The organism is Ottowia sp. (assembly GCF_047975795.1).
Classification (GTDB): domain Bacteria; phylum Pseudomonadota; class Gammaproteobacteria; order Burkholderiales; family Burkholderiaceae_C; genus Ottowia.
Genome location: NZ_JBKEEE010000058.1, coordinates 21,638 through 40,682, shown reverse-complemented (window position 1 = coordinate 40,682; position 19,045 = coordinate 21,638). Strand labels below are relative to the sequence as shown.

14 protein-coding genes, 2 tRNA genes and 1 pseudogene are annotated in these 19,045 nt (G+C 59.9%); 16 read left to right on the top strand and 1 reads right to left on the bottom strand.

Annotated elements, in window-relative coordinates; translation table 11 throughout:
• From ACK5NW_RS09115 to ACK5NW_RS09040, 16 genes and pseudogenes are all read left to right on the top strand, one after another.
• Positions 1-164 (top strand): annotated as a pseudogene (locus ACK5NW_RS09115) (elongation factor Tu); the annotation flags it as partial.
• Between the two features lie 25 nt (positions 165-189).
• Positions 190-265 (top strand) — tRNA-Trp (locus tag ACK5NW_RS09110).
• Positions 266-386: 121 nt separating this feature from the next.
• Positions 387-770: a preprotein translocase subunit SecE gene (gene secE / locus ACK5NW_RS09105; protein ID WP_416927242.1), complete on the top strand. Its 384-nt coding sequence runs from the start codon at positions 387-389 to the stop codon at positions 768-770.
• Positions 770-1,348 carry a transcription termination/antitermination protein NusG gene (gene nusG, locus ACK5NW_RS09100; RefSeq protein WP_416927240.1) on the top strand — a complete coding sequence of 193 codons (579 nt, stop codon included), beginning with the start codon at positions 770-772 and terminating at the stop codon, positions 1,346-1,348. Before secE ends, nusG begins: the two co-directional genes overlap by 1 nt.
• Before the next feature lie 127 nt (positions 1,349-1,475).
• Positions 1,476-1,907 (top strand): 50S ribosomal protein L11, encoded by a 432-nt coding sequence (gene rplK / locus ACK5NW_RS09095; RefSeq protein WP_416927238.1) that lies wholly within the window; start codon positions 1,476-1,478, stop codon positions 1,905-1,907.
• On the top strand, positions 1,908-2,603 hold the full coding sequence (gene rplA, locus ACK5NW_RS09090; protein ID WP_416927236.1) for a 50S ribosomal protein L1: 696 nt from the start codon (positions 1,908-1,910) through the stop codon (positions 2,601-2,603).
• A 259-nt stretch (positions 2,604-2,862) separates the two neighbouring features.
• Positions 2,863-3,363, top strand: coding sequence for a 50S ribosomal protein L10 (gene rplJ, locus ACK5NW_RS09085; protein ID WP_416927234.1), 501 nt, complete (start codon positions 2,863-2,865; stop codon positions 3,361-3,363).
• 45 nt (positions 3,364-3,408) lie between these two features.
• The gene (rplL, locus tag ACK5NW_RS09080; RefSeq protein ID WP_416927232.1) at positions 3,409-3,786 is read left to right on the top strand and encodes a 50S ribosomal protein L7/L12; all 378 of its coding nucleotides are present in this window, start codon (positions 3,409-3,411) and stop codon (positions 3,784-3,786) included.
• Positions 3,787-4,078: 292 nt separating this feature from the next.
• On the top strand, positions 4,079-8,191 hold the full coding sequence (rpoB, locus tag ACK5NW_RS09075) for a DNA-directed RNA polymerase subunit beta (protein ID WP_416927230.1): 4,113 nt from the start codon (positions 4,079-4,081) through the stop codon (positions 8,189-8,191).
• Between the two features lie 21 nt (positions 8,192-8,212).
• Positions 8,213-12,463 carry a DNA-directed RNA polymerase subunit beta' gene (rpoC, locus tag ACK5NW_RS09070; RefSeq protein ID WP_416927228.1) on the top strand — a complete coding sequence of 1,417 codons (4,251 nt, stop codon included), beginning with the start codon at positions 8,213-8,215 and terminating at the stop codon, positions 12,461-12,463.
• 83 nt (positions 12,464-12,546) lie between these two features.
• Entirely contained in the window at positions 12,547-13,128 is a 582-nt protein-coding gene (locus ACK5NW_RS09065; protein ID WP_416927226.1) for a hypothetical protein, read from the top strand.
• Positions 13,128-14,471, top strand: coding sequence for a 16S rRNA (cytosine(967)-C(5))-methyltransferase RsmB (gene rsmB / locus ACK5NW_RS09060; RefSeq protein WP_416927224.1), 1,344 nt, complete (start codon positions 13,128-13,130; stop codon positions 14,469-14,471). The genes ACK5NW_RS09065 and rsmB overlap by 1 nt, the downstream gene beginning before the upstream one ends.
• The gene (locus ACK5NW_RS09055; protein WP_416927222.1) at positions 14,461-15,063 is read left to right on the top strand and encodes a DUF4390 domain-containing protein; all 603 of its coding nucleotides are present in this window, start codon (positions 14,461-14,463) and stop codon (positions 15,061-15,063) included. The genes rsmB and ACK5NW_RS09055 overlap by 11 nt, the downstream gene beginning before the upstream one ends.
• Complete coding sequence (locus tag ACK5NW_RS09050; protein ID WP_416927220.1) at positions 15,060-17,363, top strand: ATP-binding protein; 2,304 nt, start codon at positions 15,060-15,062, stop codon at positions 17,361-17,363. Before ACK5NW_RS09055 ends, ACK5NW_RS09050 begins: the two co-directional genes overlap by 4 nt.
• Positions 17,364-17,389: 26 nt before the next feature.
• Positions 17,390-18,118, top strand: a complete 729-nt coding sequence (locus ACK5NW_RS09045; protein WP_416927218.1) for a response regulator — start codon at positions 17,390-17,392, stop codon at positions 18,116-18,118.
• A gap of 50 nt (positions 18,119-18,168) precedes the next feature.
• A tRNA-Phe gene (locus ACK5NW_RS09040) sits at positions 18,169-18,244 on the top strand.
• Positions 18,245-18,305: 61 nt separating this feature from the next.
• On the opposite strand, the gene ACK5NW_RS09035 is transcribed toward ACK5NW_RS09040, so the two are convergent.
• Positions 18,306-18,860 carry a tyrosine-type recombinase/integrase gene (locus ACK5NW_RS09035; protein WP_416927216.1) on the bottom strand — a complete coding sequence of 185 codons (555 nt, stop codon included), beginning with the start codon at positions 18,858-18,860 and terminating at the stop codon, positions 18,306-18,308.
• Positions 18,861-19,045 lie beyond the last annotated feature (185 nt).

Below are 19,045 nucleotides of genomic sequence, written 5' to 3'. Positions count from 1 at the left end.
GCATTGAGCTGCCCAAGGACAAAGAGATGGTCATGCCTGGCGACAACGTGAGCATCACTGTGAAGCTGATTGCTCCGATCGCCATGGAAGAAGGCTTGCGCTTTGCCATCCGCGAAGGCGGTCGCACCGTGGGTGCGGGTGTGGTGGCCAAGATCATCGAGTGATCTTGATTCGCTTGGAATTGGCTTTAGGGGTATAGCTCAACTGGCAGAGCGTCGGTCTCCAAAACCGAAGGTTGGGGGTTCGATTCCCTCTGCCCCTGCCACCCGAAAGGGTGGTGTCAATTCTGAAGTAGGTCCGCCAAGGACTTGGCGGGCTTGTGTGTTCTAAAGGTTTGGTGTTTCAGCGCTTGCGCTGGAGGCCATTGAATTTGAAATTTGCCCAACATGGCTAGCACTCAAGTTGAGACTGTAAGTTCCGGTGCCGATAAGGCAAAGCTGGCTGCCGTCGTGCTGTTGGTGGCTGGTGCCGTGACGGCGTATTACCTGCTGGCTCCGCAGGGTGCGGTGGCGCAATGGGGTGGTTTGGCTGCGGGCCTGGTGCTGGCGGTGGTGGTGTTCTTTGCCTCCGAGGCTGGTAAGCGGCTGGTGGGTTTTGGTCGTGACGCCTGGCGCGAGATGGCCAAGGTCGTGTGGCCTACGCGCAAGGAAACCATGCAAACCACGGCCTTTGTGTTTGCGTTTGCTGTGGTGATGGCGCTGTTTCTGTGGGGTACTGACAAGACCTTGGAGTGGGTGTTGTATGACCTGGTTTTGGGTTGGAGGCGCTGATGACCGATGCTGTGAATTCGCCAGAAATGGCTGCTTCTACCAATCCTGATTTGAAGTGGTATGTGGTGCATGCCTATTCGGGCATGGAAAAGGCGGTCGAGCGTAATATTCAAGAGCGCATCAATCGCGCAGGCATGCAGTCGAAGTTTGGCCGCATCATGGTTCCGACGGAAGAGGTCGTTGAGCTTAAAAATGGCGTCAAACGTACCACCGAGCGCAAGTTCTTCCCGGGCTATGTGCTGGTCGAAATGGTGATGGACGATGACACCTGGCACCTGGTCAAGCAAACCAACAAGGTGACTGGCTTTGTGGGGGGGGCGAAGAACCGCCCGGCACCGATCTCGGAAGACGATGTCATGAAAATCGTCAACCAGATGCAGGAGGGCACAGACAAGCCGCGCCACAAGGTTGAGTTTGAAGTGGGCGAGTACGTTCGCGTCAAGGACGGTCCGTTTACCGATTTCAACGGCACGGTTGAAGAGGTCAACTACGAGAAAAGCAAGCTGCGCGTGTCGGTCACTATTTTTGGGCGTGCTACACCGGTAGAGTTGGAGTTCGCTCAGGTCGAAAAGGCTTGAGCTATTGATTTTGTGGCCGTTGACGCTTTCCGGCTCCGCGTCAACGGTTGGTCTTTATAGAGTCGTATTGCCCCGGGGAGTCTGGGTTCGCTGAACTTCAGGCGCACGTACCCGCAAGGAGAAAAGCATGGCGAAGAAAATCGTCGGCTTCATCAAGCTGCAAGTGCCAGCTGGTAAAGCCAATCCATCCCCGCCCATTGGCCCTGCACTGGGTCAGCGCGGCTTGAACATCATGGAGTTCTGCAAGGCGTTCAACGCCCAGACCCAGGGCGTTGAGCCTGGCCTGCCGTTGCCGGTGGTGATTACTGCCTTTGCGGACAAAAGCTTTACCTTCATCATCAAGACGCCGCCGGCGACCACGTTGATCAAAAAGGCCATCAAGCTGGATAAAGGCTCGCCCAAGCCGCATACCGACAAGGTGGGCAAGATTACCCGCGCTCAGTTGGAAGAAATTGCCAAAACCAAGATGAAAGACATGACGGCTGCCGACCTGGATGCTGCCGTGCGCACCATTGCGGGTTCTGCGCGCTCGATGGGCGTGACTGTGGAGGGCGTGTAAATGGCCAAGTTGATGAAAAAAGCCAAAGCCCAGCAGGGCAAGGTCGATACGACCAAGCTGTATCCTTTGGGTGAGGCGCTGGCACTGGTCAAGGAATTTGCGACGGCCAAATTCGATGAATCCATCGACGTGGCTGTGCAACTGGGCATTGATGCCAAGAAATCGGATCAGGTGGTGCGCGGCGCGGTTGTGCTGCCTAACGGCACGGGCAAAACCAGCCGCGTGGCCGTGTTTGCGCAAGGCGCTAAAGCTGAAGAGGCCAAGGCGGCCGGTGCCGACGTGGTGGGCATGGACGATCTGGCTGCCCAGGTCAAAGCGGGCGATATGCCGTTTGATGTGGTGATTGCCGCCCCAGACGCTATGCGCGTGGTGGGGACGCTGGGCCAGATTTTGGGCCCGCGCGGATTGATGCCGAACCCCAAGGTCGGCACGGTGACCCCCGATGTGGCCACGGCGGTGAAGAATGCCAAGGCTGGTCAGGTGCAGTTTCGGGTTGACAAGGCGGGCATCGTGCACGGCACGATTGGCCGTCGCTCGTTCGAGGCCGACAAGCTGCAAGGCAACCTGGCGGCGCTGATCGAGGCGTTGAACAAGGCCAAACCGGCCACCAGCAAAGGTGTTTACCTGCGCAAGGTGGCGGTGTCCAGCACGATGGGTGTGGGCGTTCGCGTCGACACGCAAAGCATCGCTGCTTGACGTGAACGAAATTCGGGTGTGCGTCTGAGAAGGCGTCCGCTCGGTGTGGTGGGCTGGCGTGTCGTTAAGGCGATGCCAGGCCATCCAAGACCGCTGGTGCAAGGCGTCGGCTTTGCTTAATGACCCAAGTTGTTTTTGGGGGCCAGCGCAGATGGCGAACCCGCTGAAGATGGTTTGAAAATCCTGAACAGCAGGTCGCTGCAAGAAGGCGCGTCGAATGGGGTCGAATCCCGGACGGCGCATTTTGAAGGAGTAGACCTTGAGTCTCAATCGCAGTGAGAAAGCAGCGGTCATTCAAGAAGTGACCGACCTCGCCGCAAAAGCTCAAACGCTCGTGATGGCGGAATACCGTGGCATCACGGTGGCTGACATGACCAAACTGCGCACCGAAGCGCGCAGCAACGGCGTGGCGCTGAGTGTGTTGAAAAACACCTTGGCGCGCCGTGCTGTGGCTGGTAGCGGTTTTGAAGTCGCCGCCGAGCAGATGACTGGCCCGCTGATCTATGGGTTCTCCGAAGACGCCGTGGCCGCCGCGAGAGTGGTGGCCGATTTTGCGAAAACCAACGACAAGCTGGTGATTCGCGGCGGTGTTTACGGCGGCAAAACCCTGGATGCCAACGGCGTCAAGCAATTGGCCAGCATTCCTACCAAGGAAGTGCTGTTGGCCCAGTTGTGTGGCTTGCTCATGTCGCCCATGTCCCGCACCGCGGTGGTGCTGGGCGCGCTGGCGGCAAAAAAAGGCGAAGGTGCCGCCGCTTGAGTGCGCGTGGTGTTTTGAAAAGCATTAACTGTTTAGGTAATTCAAATGGCATTTGATAAAGACGCATTTTTGACCGCGCTGGATGGCATGACGGTCATGGAACTCAACGACCTGGTGAAGGCCATCGAAGAGAAGTTTGGCGTGAGCGCAGCGGCCATGGCCGCGCCTGCTGCCGGTGGCGGCGGCGGTGGTGGTGCAGCGGCTGAAGAAAAAACCGAGTTCGATGTGGTGCTGGCCGAAGCGGGCAGCAACAAAGTGGCGGTCATCAAGGCTGTGCGCGAGATCACCGGCTTGGGCTTGAAAGAAGCCAAAGACATGGTGGACGGCGCGCCCAAGAGCATCAAGGAAGGCGTGGCCAAGGCTGACGCCGAAGCGGCTGTCAAGAAGTTGGTGGAAGCTGGCGCCAAGGCCGAACTCAAGTAAATCGAACGCGGGGGCTGCGCTCAAACGTCAACCCCCCGATTTACAGGCTGGTGCAAGCGACCAGCCTTTTGCGCTTTCAGAGCGCACCTGAAAGAGTCGCTACCTAAGTGCAGCGATGCTTTCAAGTGTTTTCTGATTCCGACTGCAGAAAACCACTTGGTTCGGGCCATGTGCAACGCATGGTCGTCCGCCATGGGCTGGTAGTGGCCAGCCGCCAAGCTTTTTCAGGCCCTGGGCCTGATGCCAAAGTCGCCATATGTCCAGGACCCCCAAGTCATTGCCCGGAGATCACATGGCCTATACCTTTACCGAACGCAAGCGCATCCGCAAGAGCTTCGGCACCCGCGAAAGCGTGCTTGAAATTCCGTACCTGCTGCAAATGCAAAAGGATGCTTACACCGCCTTTTTGCAAGCTGACACTGCACCCAAAAAACGTCAGCACGAAGGCTTGCAAGCCGCCTTTGAGTCGGCGTTCCCGATCGTCTCCCACAACGGTTATGTGGAGATGAAATTCATCGAATACACGCTGGCCAAGCCTGCGTTTGACGTGCGCGAATGCCAGACCCGCGGGCTGACCTATTCGTCGGCCGTGCGCGCGCGCGTGCAACTCATCATTTATGACCGCGAATCGTCCACGTCGCAGGCCAAGGTGGTCAAAGAGGTGAAAGAGCAAGAGGTCTACATGGGCGAGGTACCGCTCATGACGGACAAAGGCTCGTTCATCGTCAATGGCACCGAGCGGGTGATCGTGTCGCAGTTGCACCGCTCGCCCGGCGTGTTCTTCGAGCACGACAAGGGCAAAACACACAGCTCAGGCAAGCTGCTGTTCTCGGCCCGCATCATTCCCTACCGTGGCTCGTGGCTGGATTTTGAGTTTGACCCGAAAGACATTCTGTTTTTCCGTGTTGACCGTCGCCGCAAGATGCCGGTCACGATTTTGCTGAAGGCCATTGGCCTGAATGCTGAGCAAATCCTGGCGAACTTCTTCGTCAACGACAACTTCCGCTTGATGGACAGTGGTGCGCAAATGGAGCTGGTGCCCGACCGTCTGAAAGGTGAGGTGGCGCGCTTTGACATTACTGACAAGTCCGGCAAGGTCATCGTTGCCAAAGACAAACGGATTACCGCGCGCCATACCCGCGAGCTGGAGCAATCGGGCACCACGCACATCAGCGTGCCTGAAGACTTCCTGCTGGGCCGTGTGGTGGCCAAAGACATTGTGGATCCCGACACAGGCGAAGTGCTGGTCAAGGTGAACGACGAGCTGACTGAGGCGCTGCTCGAAAAGCTGCGCGAAAGCGGCGTGCAGGACGTGCCATGCATCTTCACCAACGAGCTGGATCAGGGCGCGTATATCTCACAAACCCTGCGCGCGGACGAAACTGCCGATGAACTGGCTGCGCGCGTGGCCATCTACCGCATGATGCGCCCTGGCGAGCCGCCGACCGAAGATGCGGTGCAGGCGCTGTTTCAGCGCTTGTTCTACAACCCGGACACGTACGACCTGTCGCGCGTGGGCCGCATGAAGTTCAATGCCAAGGTGGGCCGCGAGGAATCCACTGGCCCCATGGTGTTGTCGAACGAAGACATCCTGGCGGTCGTCAAGATTCTGGTCGAGCTGCGCAACGGCCGTGGCGAAGTGGACGATATCGATCACCTGGGCAACCGCCGCGTGCGCTGCGTGGGTGAGTTGGCCGAAAACCAGTACCGCACGGGCCTTGCGCGCATTGAAAAAGCCGTGAAAGAGCGCCTGGGCCAGGCCGAGCAAGACCCGCTGATGCCGCATGACCTGATCAACTCCAAGCCAATTTCTGCGGCGTTGAAAGAGTTCTTCGGTGCGTCGCAGCTGAGCCAGTTCATGGATCAGACCAACCCATTGGCCGAGATCACGCACAAGCGCCGTGTGTCGGCCCTCGGCCCCGGTGGCTTGACGCGTGAGCGCGCGGGCTTTGAAGTGCGTGACGTGCACGTCACGCACTATGGCCGCGTGTGCCCGATTGAAACGCCTGAAGGCCCCAACATTGGCCTGATCAACTCGCTGGCGCTGTATGCGCGTCTGAACGAATACGGCTTTATCGAAACGCCGTACCGCCGTGTGATCGATGGCAAGGTGACCAACGAAATGGATTACCTGTCGGCCATTGAAGAAGGCAAGTACGTGATCGCACAGGCCAACGCGGTGCTGGATCAAGAAGGGCGCCTGACCGGCGATTTGGTTTCGGCGCGTGAGCAGGGTGAATCGGTGCTGGTCAGTGCAGACCGTATTCAGTACATGGACGTGTCGCCCGCGCAGATCGTGTCGGTGGCCGCGTCACTGGTGCCGTTTCTTGAGCACGATGACGCCAACCGCGCCTTGATGGGTGCCAACATGTCGCGCCAGGCCGTGCCCGTGCTTCGTCCAGAAAAGCCGCTGGTTGGTACCGGTATCGAGCGCGTGGCCGCAGTCGATTCCGGCACCGTGGTGACGGCGCGCCGCGGCGGTGTGGTGGATTACGTGGATGCCAGCCGCATCGTGATTCGCGTCAACGATGCTGAAGCCGTGGCCGGTGAAGTGGGCGTGGACATCTACAACCTCATCAAATACCAGCGTTCCAACCAGAACACCAACATTCATCAGCGGCCCATCGTCCAGCGCGGTGACAAGCTGACCAAGGGCGATGTGATTGCCGACGGTGCTTCGACTGATTTGGGCGAGATTGCGATTGGCCAGAACATGTTGATCGCCTTCATGCCCTGGAACGGCTACAACTTCGAGGATTCGATCCTGATCAGCGAACGCGTGGTGGCTGATGACCGCTATACCTCCATCCACATCGAAGAGCTGGTGGTGATGGCGCGCGACACCAAGCTGGGCGCTGAAGAGATTACACGCGACATCCCCAACCTGTCTGAGCAGCAGCTCAACCGGCTGGACGAGTCCGGCATCATCTACGTGGGTGCCGAGGTGCAGCCCGGCGACACGCTGGTCGGCAAGGTCACGCCGAAAGGCGAAACCACGCTGACGCCTGAGGAAAAACTGCTGCGCGCCATCTTTGGCGAGAAGGCGTCCGACGTGAAAGACACTTCGCTGCGCGTAGACCAAGGCTCGCAGGGCACGGTGATCGACGTGCAGGTGTTCACCCGCGAGGGCATTCAGCGTGACAAGCGTGCGCAGCAAATTATTGATGACGAGCTGAAGCGCTACCGCCTGGACTTGAACGATCAGTTGCGCATCGTTGAAGCCGACGCGTTCGACCGCATCGAGAAGCTGCTCAATGGCAAGGCGGCCAACGGTGGCCCCAACCGCATTGCCAAGGGCACCAAAATCGACAAGGCGTATTTGGCCTCGGTGGACAAGTACCACTGGTTCGACATCCGCCCTGCCGACGATGACGTGGCGGCGCAGCTAGAGAGCATCAAAGCATCGATCGAGCAGCAGCGTCACAGTTTTGATCTGGCGTTTGAAGAAAAGCGCAAGAAGCTCACGCAAGGCGATGAACTGCCTGCGGGCGTGCTCAAAATGGTCAAAGTCTACTTGGCCGTCAAGCGCCGCCTGCAACCCGGCGACAAGATGGCGGGCCGTCACGGCAACAAGGGTGTGGTGTCCAAGATCGTTCCTGTCGAAGACATGCCCTACATGGCCGACGGCACACCGGCCGACATCGTGCTGAACCCGTTGGGCGTGCCTTCGCGCATGAACGTCGGGCAGGTGCTGGAAGTGCATCTGGGCTGGGCTGGCAAAGGCATTGGCCAGCGCATCAACGACATGCTTGAAGAAGAAAACCGGGTCGCCAAGCTGCGCAGTTATCTGGAAGAGCTGTACAACAGCACCGGGCGCAAAGAAGAGCTGGCCAAGTTCTCTGACGCGCAATTGCTGGAAATGGCGGGCAACTTGAGGTCAGGCATGCCGTTTGCCACGCCGGTGTTCGACGGCGCTTCGGAAGAAGAAATCCGCGCCATGCTGAAGCTGGCCTACCCGGAAGACGTGGCCAAGGCCAAGGGACTGACACCCACGCGCACGCAAGCCTATCTGTACGACGGCCGCACCGGCGATGCTTTCGAGCGGCCCACCACCATCGGCTACATGCACTTCTTGAAGCTGCACCACCTGGTGGACGACAAGATGCATGCGCGCTCCACTGGCCCGTACTCGCTGGTCACCCAGCAGCCGCTGGGCGGCAAGGCACAGTTTGGTGGTCAGCGTTTCGGCGAGATGGAGGTCTGGGCGCTGGAAGCCTATGGTGCTTCGTACACGCTGCAAGAGATGCTCACCGTCAAATCCGACGACGTGCAAGGTCGTACCAAGGTGTACGAAAGCATCGTCAAGGGCGAGCATTCCATCGACGCGGGCATGCCCGAGTCGTTCAATGTGTTGGTTAAAGAAATCCGCTCTCTTGGTCTCGATATCGAGCTTGAGCGCTCTTAATTTGATAGGGAAAGAGTTCATATGAAATCGCTACTCGACCTGTTCAAGCAATTCACGCCGGATGAGCACTTTGACGCCATCCGCATCGGTCTGGCTTCGCCCGAGAAGATCCGTTCGTGGTCTTTCGGCGAGGTGAAAAAACCCGAGACCATCAACTACCGCACCTTCAAGCCTGAGCGTGACGGCCTGTTCTGCGCCAAGATTTTTGGCCCGATCAAGGACTACGAGTGTCTGTGCGGCAAGTACAAGCGCCTCAAGCACCGTGGCGTGATCTGCGAGAAGTGCGGTGTGGAAGTCACACAGACCAAGGTGCGCCGCGAGCGCATGGGCCATATCGACCTGGCCGCTCCTTGCGCGCACATCTGGTTTTTGAAGTCGCTGCCATCGCGCCTGGGCATGGTGCTGGACATGACGCTGCGCGACATCGAGCGCGTGCTGTACTTTGAAGCTTACGTGGTGACCGACCCCGGCATGACGCCGCTGAAAAAATTCAGCATCATGAGCGAGGACGACTACGACGCCAAACGCAAAGAGTACGGCGATGAATTCGTGGCTCGCATGGGCGCTGAGGGCATCAAGGAGCTTCTGGAAGGTATTGACCTTGAGGTCGAAATCGAGAAACTGCGTGGCGACCTCACAGGGTCTGAAGTCAAGGTCAAGAAAAACGCCAAACGCCTGAAGGTGCTGGAAGCGTTCAAGCGCTCAGGCATCAAGCCTGGCTGGATGGTGCTGGAAGTGCTGCCGGTGCTACCGCCCGATCTGCGCCCGCTGGTGCCGCTGGATGGTGGACGTTTTGCCACATCAGACCTGAATGATTTGTACCGTCGCGTCATCAACCGCAATTCGCGCCTCAAGCGTTTGCTGGAGTTGAACGCGCCCGAAATCATTGCGCGCAACGAAAAGCGCATGCTGCAAGAAGCCGTGGACAGCCTGCTGGACAACGGTCGCCGCGGTAAGGCCATGACCGGTGCCAACAAGCGCGCCCTGAAGTCGCTGGCCGACATGATCAAAGGCAAGGGCGGGCGCTTCCGCCAGAACCTGCTGGGCAAGCGCGTCGACTACTCGGGCCGTTCGGTCATTACCGTGGGGCCAACGCTCAAGCTGCACCAGTGCGGCCTGCCCAAGCAAATGGCGCTGGAGTTGTTCAAGCCCTTCATCTTCGCGCGCTTGGAGGCGATGGGCATCGCCACCACCATCAAGGCGGCCAAAAAAGAGGTCGAGGCCGGCACGCCGGTTGTGTGGGACATTCTGGAAGAGGTCATTACCGAGCACCCGGTGCTGCTCAACCGTGCGCCCACGCTGCACCGTCTGGGCATTCAGGCGTTCGAGCCGATCCTGATCGAGGGCAAGGCGATTCAGTTGCACCCTCTGGTCTGCGCGGCTTTCAACGCCGACTTCGACGGCGACCAGATGGCCGTGCACGTGCCGCTGTCGGTCGAGGCGCAGATGGAAGCGCGCACGCTGATGCTGGCGTCGAACAACGTGCTGTTCCCGGCTTCGGGCGAGCCGTCCATCGTGCCATCGCAGGACGTGGTGCTGGGCCTGTACTACACCACGCGCGAGCGCATCAGCGGCAAGGGCGAAGGACTGGTGTTTGCCGACGTGGGCGAAGTGCAGCGCGCACTGGACGCCGAAGTGGTGGAGCTGACGGCCAAAATCAGCGTGCGCCTGACCGAGTGGGCCAAGAGCAAGGACACGGATGAGTTTGAAGCCAGCACGTCTTTGGTGGAAACCACCGTCGGACGCGCCTTGTTGTCAGAGATTCTGCCCAAGGGCCTGCCCTTTGCACTGATGAACAAGGCGCTGAAGAAAAAGGAAATCTCGCGCCTGATCAACGCCTCGTTCCGCAAATGCGGCTTGAAAGAGACTGTGGTGTTCGCCGACAAGCTGTTGCAAAACGGCTTCCGCCTGGCCACGCGCGCCGGTATCTCGATCGCGATCGAGGACATGCTGGTGCCCAAGGAAAAGCATGCCATCATCGAGCGCGCTGAAAAAGAGGTCAAAGAGATCGAGCAGCAGTACGTCTCTGGCCTGGTGACTTCGGGCGAGCGCTACAACAAGGTGGTGGACATTTGGGGCAAGGCCGGTGACGAAGTGTCCAAGGTCATGATGGCCCAGCTGGCCAAGCAAAAAACCACCGACCGCAATGGCCAGGAAGTGGATCAGGAGTCGTTCAACTCCATCTACATGATGGCCGATTCCGGCGCGCGTGGCTCGGCGGCGCAGATTCGCCAGTTGGCGGGCATGCGTGGCCTAATGGCCAAGCCGGATGGCTCGATCATCGAAACACCCATCACGGCCAACTTCCGTGAAGGCCTGAACGTGTTGCAGTACTTCATCTCCACGCACGGTGCCCGCAAAGGCCTGGCCGACACGGCGCTGAAAACAGCCAACTCGGGCTACCTGACGCGTCGCCTGGTCGACGTGACGCAGGATCTGGTGGTGACCGAGGACGATTGCGGCACCAGCGATGGCTCGCTGATGCGCGCCATCGTCGAAGGTGGCGAGGTGATCGAATCCTTGCGCGAGCGGATTTTGGGCCGCACGGCGGCGGAAGATTTGGTGAATCCAGAGACCCAGGACACCGTGGTCAAAGCCGGTCAAATGCTGGACGAAGAAACCATTGACGAGCTGGAAAACGCTGGCATCGACGAAGTGCGCGTGCGCACGGCGCTGACCTGTGGTACCCGCTTTGGCCTGTGCGCCAAGTGCTATGGGCGCGACTTGGGCCGCGGCGGCCTGGTCAACATGGGCGAAGCGGTGGGCGTGATTGCCGCGCAATCGATTGGCGAGCCGGGCACGCAGTTGACCATGCGCACCTTCCACATCGGTGGAGCGGCTTCGCGCGCGGCGGTGGCCTCCAGCGTGGAAGCCAAATCCAATGGTGCCATTGGCTTTAACGCCACCATGCGTTACGTGACCAACAGCAAGGGCGAGCAGGTGGTGATTTCGCGCTCGGGCGAGATCGTGCTGCACGACGAACATGGTCGCGAGCGCGAGCGCCACAAGGTGCCTTACGGTGCCACCTTGACAGTGAAGGCCGATCAGCAGATCAAGGCCGGCACCGTGCTGGCCAACTGGGATCCGCTGACCCGCCCCATCATCACCGAGTTTGCCGGTCAGGTGAAGTTCGAGAACATCGAAGAGGGCCTGACGGTTGCCAAGCAGGTGGACGACGTGACGGGCCTGTCGACCCTGGTGGTGATCGATCCCAAGCGCCGTGGCTCGGCCAAGATCGTGCGCCCGCAGGTCAAGCTGGTGGACGCCACGGGCAACGAGGTCAAGATCCCTGGCACCGATCATTCGGTGACCATTGGCTTCCAGGTGGGCGCGCTGATTCAGGTGCGCGATGGCCAGGATGTCGGCCCCGGCGAGGTGCTGGCGCGCATTCCGGTCGAAGGTCAGAAAACCCGCGACATCACCGGTGGTCTGCCGCGTGTGGCCGAGCTGTTTGAGGCCCGCTCGCCCAAGGACAAGGGCGTACTGGCCGAGATGACCGGCACGGTATCGTTCGGCAAGGAAACCAAAGGCAAGATCCGCCTGCAAATCACCGATCCGGAGGGCAAGGTCTGGGAAGAGCTGATCCCGAAGGAGAAAAACATCCTGGTGCACGAAGGCCAGGTGGTCAACAAGGGCGAGAGCATTGTTGACGGTCCGGCCGATCCGCAAGACATCCTGCGCCTGCTGGGCATGGAAGAGCTGGCGCGCTACATCGTTGACGAGGTGCAGGACGTGTACCGTCTGCAAGGCGTGAAGATCAACGACAAACACATCGAAGTGATCGTGCGCCAGATGCTGCGCCGCGTGGTGGTGGACAACCCAGGTGACTCCAGCTACATCCAGGGCGAACAGGTCGAGCGCAGCGAGATGTTGGACACCAACGACGCCCTGCGCGCCGATGGCAAAGTGCCTGCCACCTATAACAACCTGCTGCTGGGCATCACCAAGGCGTCGCTGTCGACCGACAGCTTCATCTCGGCGGCGTCGTTCCAGGAAACCACACGCGTGTTGACCGAAGCGGCCATCATGGGCAAGCGCGACGACTTGCGTGGGTTGAAAGAAAACGTCATTGTTGGCCGTCTGATCCCCGCCGGAACGGGCTTGGCTTACCACCAGGCGCGCAAGGTCAAAGACCAGATGGACGAGGCCGAACGCCGCGCCATTGCTGACGCTGAGGCGGCTGAGCTGGCCGGTGACGCAGAGGCCGAAGCAGAAGAGGGGCATGCGGCAGAGGACGTGGCGGGCAGCCATGAAGGGCCAGTGACGGAGTAAGAGTAAAGCTCTGTATTGGATAGCGCCCGTACCGCCAGTTTTCTAGCGGTACGGGCGTTTTTTATTCATGAATGCGGAGGCGTATGAACACATCGCTTTGGTGGTGGCTGATACCGGTCGTTCTGTTCTTCTGGGCCGTGGGCGCATACAACCGTCTGGTGCGTTTGCGTGCTGCCGTGGGCAAGGCTTTTGCCGTTTTTGATGAGCAGTTGGTGCGGCAGGTGGTATGGATCCAGGGCTGCCTTCCCGAGGCCATGCGCGGTGGGTTGCAGACCTCGCCCATCGAGCTGGACGACCCGGTGACGGCCGCCTGGGCGCGCCTGCACGCTACCAGCGATCAGGTGGTGGTGGCCTTGGCCAAATTGCGTGGACATCCGATGGACGGCGCGGGCATGGCCGCTCTGGTGCTGGCGCACGAGGCCATGCGCACGGCCTGGGCGGGCGCGCTGGCCGAAGCCATTGCCGAAGATGCTGTGCCGTCAGCGCAGCGTCTGCAAGAGCGTTGGATGCGCCTGCTGCACCAGTCCTTGCCTTTGCGTGCGGCTTTCAATGAGGCGGTGCAAAGCTACAACCAGGGCATTGGGCAGTTTCCAGCGTGGCTGCTGGCGCGGGTGTTTGGCTTCAAACCGGCGGGGGCGCTGGCGCGCCTGGCAGAGCCGCGCTGATGGTGGCCTCAAGCACACAACGGCACAACACCCCTGCGCTGCACGTGCAGTTGCAGCAGGCCAGCCGCATGGTACATGGCGTGCGGCAAGGGCGATCGCTGACGTCGCAGTTGTCGGCGGTTGAAAGTGGCTTGCGGCCTGGCGTGCAGGCGTTGACTTTTCATGCCTTGCGATGGTTAGGGCTGGCCGAAGGCGTACGCGATCAACTGGTGCGCCGCGCGCCACCTGCCGAGCTGGATGCCTTGTTGTGCACGGCGCTGACATTGATGGTGACTGATGAAAATGAGCAGGCTTATTCGGCCTTCACGCTGGTCAACCAGACGGTAGAGGCGGCCAAGCGTCATACGGCTACCAAACCCGGGGCCGCCATGATCAATGCATGCTTGCGCCGTTTTCTGCGCGAGCGGGATGCGTTGATTCACAACGCGCTGGCGCACGACCCGGTGGCGCGCTGGAATCACCCCGCGTGGTGGATCAAGCGCTTGCAGGCCGATCATCCTGGAGCATGGCAAACGGTGCTTGAAGCTGCGCAGCACCCCGCCCCCATGGTGCTGAGGGTGAATGCGCAGCGCATGGGCGTGCAGGCCTACCGCGATCAATTGGCGCGCGATGATGTGGCAGCGACGGTGATCGGGCCATATGCGATCCAGTTGGACAGCCCACGTCCGGTTCAGGACTTGCCTGGGTTTGCGCAAGGCGATGTGTCCGTGCAATCTGCCGCGGCGCAGCGGGCCGCCCCGTTGCTGTTGCATGGCATGGCCGACAAGCCCTTGCGCATTCTGGATGCGTGCGCTGCGCCTGGTGGCAAGACGGCGCATTTGCTGGAAATATCGCCGCACGCCCACGTGACGGCGCTGGAGATTGACCCGGCCCGCAGTGGCCGTATTGAGGAGAATCTGAGCCGTCTGGGCTTGCAGGCTGATGTGCGCGTGGCCGACGCAGCCGATCCTTCAAGTTGGTGGGATGGACAGCCTTTTGATGCCATCATGCTCGATGCGCCTTGCAGCGCTTCGGGCATTGTGGGGCGGCACCCCGACGTACGCTGGCTGCGCCGTCCGACCGATATTCAGGCGCTGGCCGGGCAGCAGAATCGGCTTTTGCAGGCGCTGTGGCCGCTGTTGGCCCCGGGCGGGCGGTTGCTGTACTGCACCTGTTCGGTGTTTCGCCAGGAAGGGGAAAATCAGATCAAAACGTTTGTTGCGCACCACAGTGATGCCGTTTTGCAGCCGTCGCCGGGCCATTTGTTACCCTCAATCGTTACAAAGCCCTCGGGGCTTGGGGACAATGAACAACGTGACGACGACGGCTTTTATTACGCGTTGTTGGCTCAATGTGCGGTTTAAACAGGCGCTGATTCGTGGTTTGACGGCGCTGATTTTTGCGTTGCCCATCGCCGCCGCACATGCCAACACCCGCGTGGAACTGACGGAACTGCAAGTAGAGCGTGCAGACGGCGCACTGTATTTGTCGGCCCAGTTGCACTTCAGTTTGCCAGCGACAGTTGAAGATGCGCTGAACAAAGGTATTCCCATTTATTTCGTGGCCAGTGCCGAAACCGTGCGCGAGCGCTGGTACTGGTACGACCGCGAGATCGCTTCGGCACACCGCTACATGCGCGTCACCTACCAGCCATTGACGCGCCGCTGGCGCCTGAACCTGTCGCCAGAACCCTTGGTTAATGCGGGCCTGGGTGTGACGTTTACGCAGTATTTCGACACCTTGGCTGAGGCGCTGGCTTCGATCCAGCGCATGGCACGCTGGCGCATTGCTGCGCTGTCTGACCTTGACCCAGCGGCGCGCCAATCGGTCAAGTTTCGGTTCAGGCTGGATGCCAGCCAGTTGCCGCGCACCTTTCAGATGGGCGCTGTGGGTGAGTCGGACTGGGCGCTGTCGATCGAGCGGCAAATCGATCTGACCACAGAGGCGGCCCGATGACAGACCCGGCAGCGCCGCCTTCGGCGGGGGGGCATACGCTGCGCCGACGTCTGGGCCGTTGGGCCATGACGGTGGGTGTGGGCGGCCTAGTTCTGGGCGGCCTGACGCTGTTGTTTTTGCTGACGCAGGCCACCAACAATCGCTTGCTGTACGAGCGGTATTACGCCCAATTGTTCGCGGTGAACATGGTGGTTGCAGGCGTGTTGGTGCTGGTGATTGCCTGGGGTATTTATCGCCTTATTTCGCGCCTGCGCAAGGGCAAGTTTGGCAGCCATCTGCTGATCAAGTTGGCCGCTATTTTTGGCTTGGTCGGGGTGTTGCCGGGCTTGTTGATCTACGTGGTTTCTTATCAATTTGTCTCGCGCTCGATCGAGTCCTGGTTCGATGTCAAGGTCGAAGGTGCCCTGGCATCGGGACTGACGCTGGCGCGCACCTCGCTGGATACCCAGGCACGGGACTTTGGCAACCAGTTGCGCTCGGCTTCCAGTCAGTTGACGAATGTGCCGGATGCCTTGGTGGCAGTGCCGCTGGAGCAGTTGCGCGTGCAATTGGGGGCCACTGATGTGGCTTTGTGGTCAGGCTCTGGCCGCTTGGTAGCCAGTGTGGGGCAATCGCGCTTTCAACTGCTGCCAGAGCGACCCAGTGCGCAGATGCTGCGAACCTTGCGGTCACAAGGCGTCGCGACTCAGATTGAGGGACTGGACGATGCCGCCAGCGTGGATGTGGCGGACAGTCCGCAGGCGCGCATCCGGGCTGTGGTCACCGTGAATGCACGGGCCATCGGTCTGATGGACGAACAACGCTTGCTGCAAGCTGTGCAGCCCTTGCCGACCAATTTGGTGATCGATGCCTTGGCGGTGCAAGACGCCAACCGTGAGTATCAGGAGCGCGCCTTGGGGCGCGAGGGCTTGCGCCGCATGTACCTGGCGACACTGACGCTGAGTCTGTTTCTTTCGGTGTTTGGCGCGGTTTTGCTGGCGGTGACTTTGGGCAAGCAGCTTGCCACGCCGCTGCTGATGCTGGCCGATGGCATGCGGCAAGTGGCGGCAGGGGATTTGCGCCCTAAAGTGATTTTGCAAGGGCGTGATGAGCTGGTGGGGCTGACGCGCTCGTTTGCCGACATGACGGATCAATTGGCCGAAGCGCGCGCGACGGCCAATTCCAGCCTGCATGAACTGGAACAGGCGCGCTCAGGGCTGCAAACCATTTTGGACAATTTGACCTCAGGCGTGATCGTGCTGGATCGGGATGGACGTATTCAGTCGTCCAATCCTGGTGCCACGCGCATCTTGCGCGCGCCAGTGGCTGCCCACTCAGGCCACCCTATGAGGGCGCTGTCAGGTGCTGAAACATTTGCTGCTGAAGTTGAGTCAGAGTTTGCAGATTTTGAGAGCGCAAGGTCTGAGCATGGCCTGGATCACTGGCAGAAGTCGTTTGAACTCTATGGCCAAGGCGAGGCCGGTTTGAGCACCGATGCCGTGTATCTGGTCGCGCGTGGTGCCAGCCTGCCCGGCAGGTTGCGGTTGCTGGTGTTTGATGACATTTCTGAGATTGTGTCGGCCCAGCGTGCGCAGGCGTGGGGCGAGGTGGCACGCCGTCTGGCACACGAAATCAAAAACCCGCTCACCCCCATCCAATTGTCGGCCGAGCGCCTGGAGCGCAAGCTGGCCGGCAAGCTGGATGGCCCAGAACAGGCGGTACTGGCCAAGTCGGTGCAAACCATCGTCGATCAAGTCGATGCTATGAAACGCCTGGTCAACGAGTTCCGTGATTACGCACGCCTGCCATCGGCCGATCTGAAGCCGGTGGATCTGAACGCCCTGGCTTCAGAAATACTGCACCTTTATGGCGAGGGAGAAGGCGACAGCACCCCGGTTCGGCTGGAGTGTGATCCGGGCTGCCCACCCATCATGGGCGACGCCCAGCAGTTGCGGCAAGTGATCCATAACCTGGTTCAAAATGGCATGGATGCTTCGGAACACCAGCCCTCCTCAAGCGAAAGCGATGCAGCCGTGATCGTGCGAACGCAGTGGCTGGAGGATAGCCAGCGCGTGCGCCTGAGCGTGCTTGATCATGGACATGGTTTTGCTGACAGTATTCTGAAACGGGTATTTGAGCCTTATGTCACAACCAAAGCCAAGGGCACAGGATTAGGCTTGGCCGTCGTCAAAAAAATTGCGGAAGAACACGGCGCGCGCATTGATGTATCGAACCGTATCGTGAATGGAATTATGGTGGGTGCGCAAGTGTCGTTATCATTCGAGCCTGTGCCCGCCACGCACCGCTTGCGTGCCGCATAAGCAAAGCGAAGGAAGAAAATCTCCAAATGGCCAACATACTCGTAGTGGACGATGAACTCGGTATCCGTGATCTCCTGTCCGAGATCCTGAACGACGAAGGTCACACTGTCGAGCTTGCTGAAAACGCCGCCCAGGCCAGAGCAGCACGGCAAAACAACTGCCCCGATCTGGTGCTGCTGGACATCTGGATGCCCGACACCGACGGCGTGACCTTGCTCAAAGAGTGGCGGGGCACCGGTCAATTGACCATGCCGGTCATCATGATGAGCGGGCACGCCACCATCGATACGGCGGTCGAAGCCACACGCATCGGTGCGCAATCGTTTCTGGAAAAACCGATCACGTTGCAAAAGCTGCTCAAGTCGGTGGATCAGGCACTGGCGCGCGAATCGGCTGCGGCGCGCAAGCAACCCGCTGATGCGGTTGAGCCTCAGCGGGTTGGTATTGGTGTTGGCATGGCTGTGCATTCGCCTGACCTGACGGTTGAAGCCGCCATGACCGGAGGGCAGCCCTTGCCCTCCGTGGTGGATCTGGGCCCGCAAGGCCAGCAGATGTTTGAACTCGACAAGCCCTTGCGTGACGCACGCGACGCCTTTGAAAAAGCCTATTTTGAATTTCATCTGGCCAAAGAAGGCGGCTCCATGACCCGCGTGGCCGAAAAAACCGGACTGGAACGCACACACCTGTATCGCAAGCTCAAGCAGCTTGGGGTGGATCTGGCGCGGGGCCGCCGTGGAGGCAATGCTTCCTCGTGAGAAAAAGTCAAACCTTTGACTATTCGCCGTGCTAGAATGCGCCGCTTCACGGCCCGGTAGCTCAGTTGGTAGAGCAGCGGATTGAAAATCCGCGTGTCGGTGGTTCGATTCCGCCCCAGGCCACCAAAATGCATCAAAGAAATCAACGGGTTACGCTAAACGGCGTAGCCCGTTTTTCTTTGTGGTGTCAACCAAGTGTCAACCGCGCCAACGGATTGAGCGTCTTGGCCTCTTGCAGGTGTTCGGGCGACAGGTGGGCATAGCGCATCGTCATCGTGACGTTGGCGTGGCCCAGGATGCGTTGCAAGGTCAGAATGTTGCCGCCGTTGATCATGAAGTGGCTGGCGAATGTGTGGCGCAGCACATGCGTCATCTGCCCGTCGGGCAAGTTCAGCCCGGCTCGCTCCACGCCCTCGCGGAACGCCGAAATGCTGTAACCGAAGATGCGGCCCATCTGGCCGTTTTCCTTGGCGTGTGCGCGAATATCGTCTTCGAGGGCTTCATCAATCGGAACGGCCCGCGTCTTGCCGGACTTCGTGCGGGCGTATTCGATCATCCCGTTCCTGACCTGGGTTTCCCGCAGTTCCTCGGCCTCGCTCCACCTGGCCCCGGTGGCCAGGCAAATGCGGCTGATGAGCCGGACGTGTGGGTTTCTGGAAACGGTGAGCGCGGGTCGTATCTTCGGTGAATCGATGTTCGTTCTCGCGTCCTGGAAAGCAATCGGCCTTTGCGCACCAGCCATGCCACCAGAGCCCATGTAGCGGTCAGACAGTCCGGGGGACTGTCTGAGGGTTGCCGTAGCGTGAAGAAAACCGGCCTGAGCCGGTTTTTAGCGTATCCGGCAAGCCAGCATGGGCGACGCGGTGACTCTGCCCGATGTTGGGGCAGTTGAAGTGGCACCATCCGTACTCAAAGTTAGCACACATG

Excerpts from the sequence above, each read along its gene's own strand:
- secE (WP_416927242.1), top strand. The coding sequence starts at position 387 with ATGGCTAGCACTCAAGTTGAGACTGTAAGTTCCGGTGCCGATAAGGCA.
- nusG (WP_416927240.1), top strand. The coding sequence starts at position 770 with ATGACCGATGCTGTGAATTCGCCAGAAATGGCTGCTTCTACCAATCCT.
- rplK (WP_416927238.1), top strand. The coding sequence starts at position 1,476 with ATGGCGAAGAAAATCGTCGGCTTCATCAAGCTGCAAGTGCCAGCTGGT.
- rplA (WP_416927236.1), top strand. The coding sequence starts at position 1,908 with ATGGCCAAGTTGATGAAAAAAGCCAAAGCCCAGCAGGGCAAGGTCGAT.
- rplL (WP_416927232.1), top strand. The coding sequence starts at position 3,409 with ATGGCATTTGATAAAGACGCATTTTTGACCGCGCTGGATGGCATGACG.
- rpoB (WP_416927230.1), top strand. The coding sequence starts at position 4,079 with ATGGCCTATACCTTTACCGAACGCAAGCGCATCCGCAAGAGCTTCGGC.
- rpoC (WP_416927228.1), top strand. The coding sequence starts at position 8,213 with ATGAAATCGCTACTCGACCTGTTCAAGCAATTCACGCCGGATGAGCAC.
- ACK5NW_RS09065 (WP_416927226.1), top strand. The coding sequence starts at position 12,547 with ATGAACACATCGCTTTGGTGGTGGCTGATACCGGTCGTTCTGTTCTTC.
- rsmB (WP_416927224.1), top strand. The coding sequence starts at position 13,128 with ATGGTGGCCTCAAGCACACAACGGCACAACACCCCTGCGCTGCACGTG.
- ACK5NW_RS09050 (WP_416927220.1), top strand. The coding sequence starts at position 15,060 with ATGACAGACCCGGCAGCGCCGCCTTCGGCGGGGGGGCATACGCTGCGC.
- ACK5NW_RS09045 (WP_416927218.1), top strand. The coding sequence starts at position 17,390 with ATGGCCAACATACTCGTAGTGGACGATGAACTCGGTATCCGTGATCTC.
- ACK5NW_RS09035 (WP_416927216.1), bottom strand. The coding sequence starts at position 18,860 with ATGGCTGGTGCGCAAAGGCCGATTGCTTTCCAGGACGCGAGAACGAAC.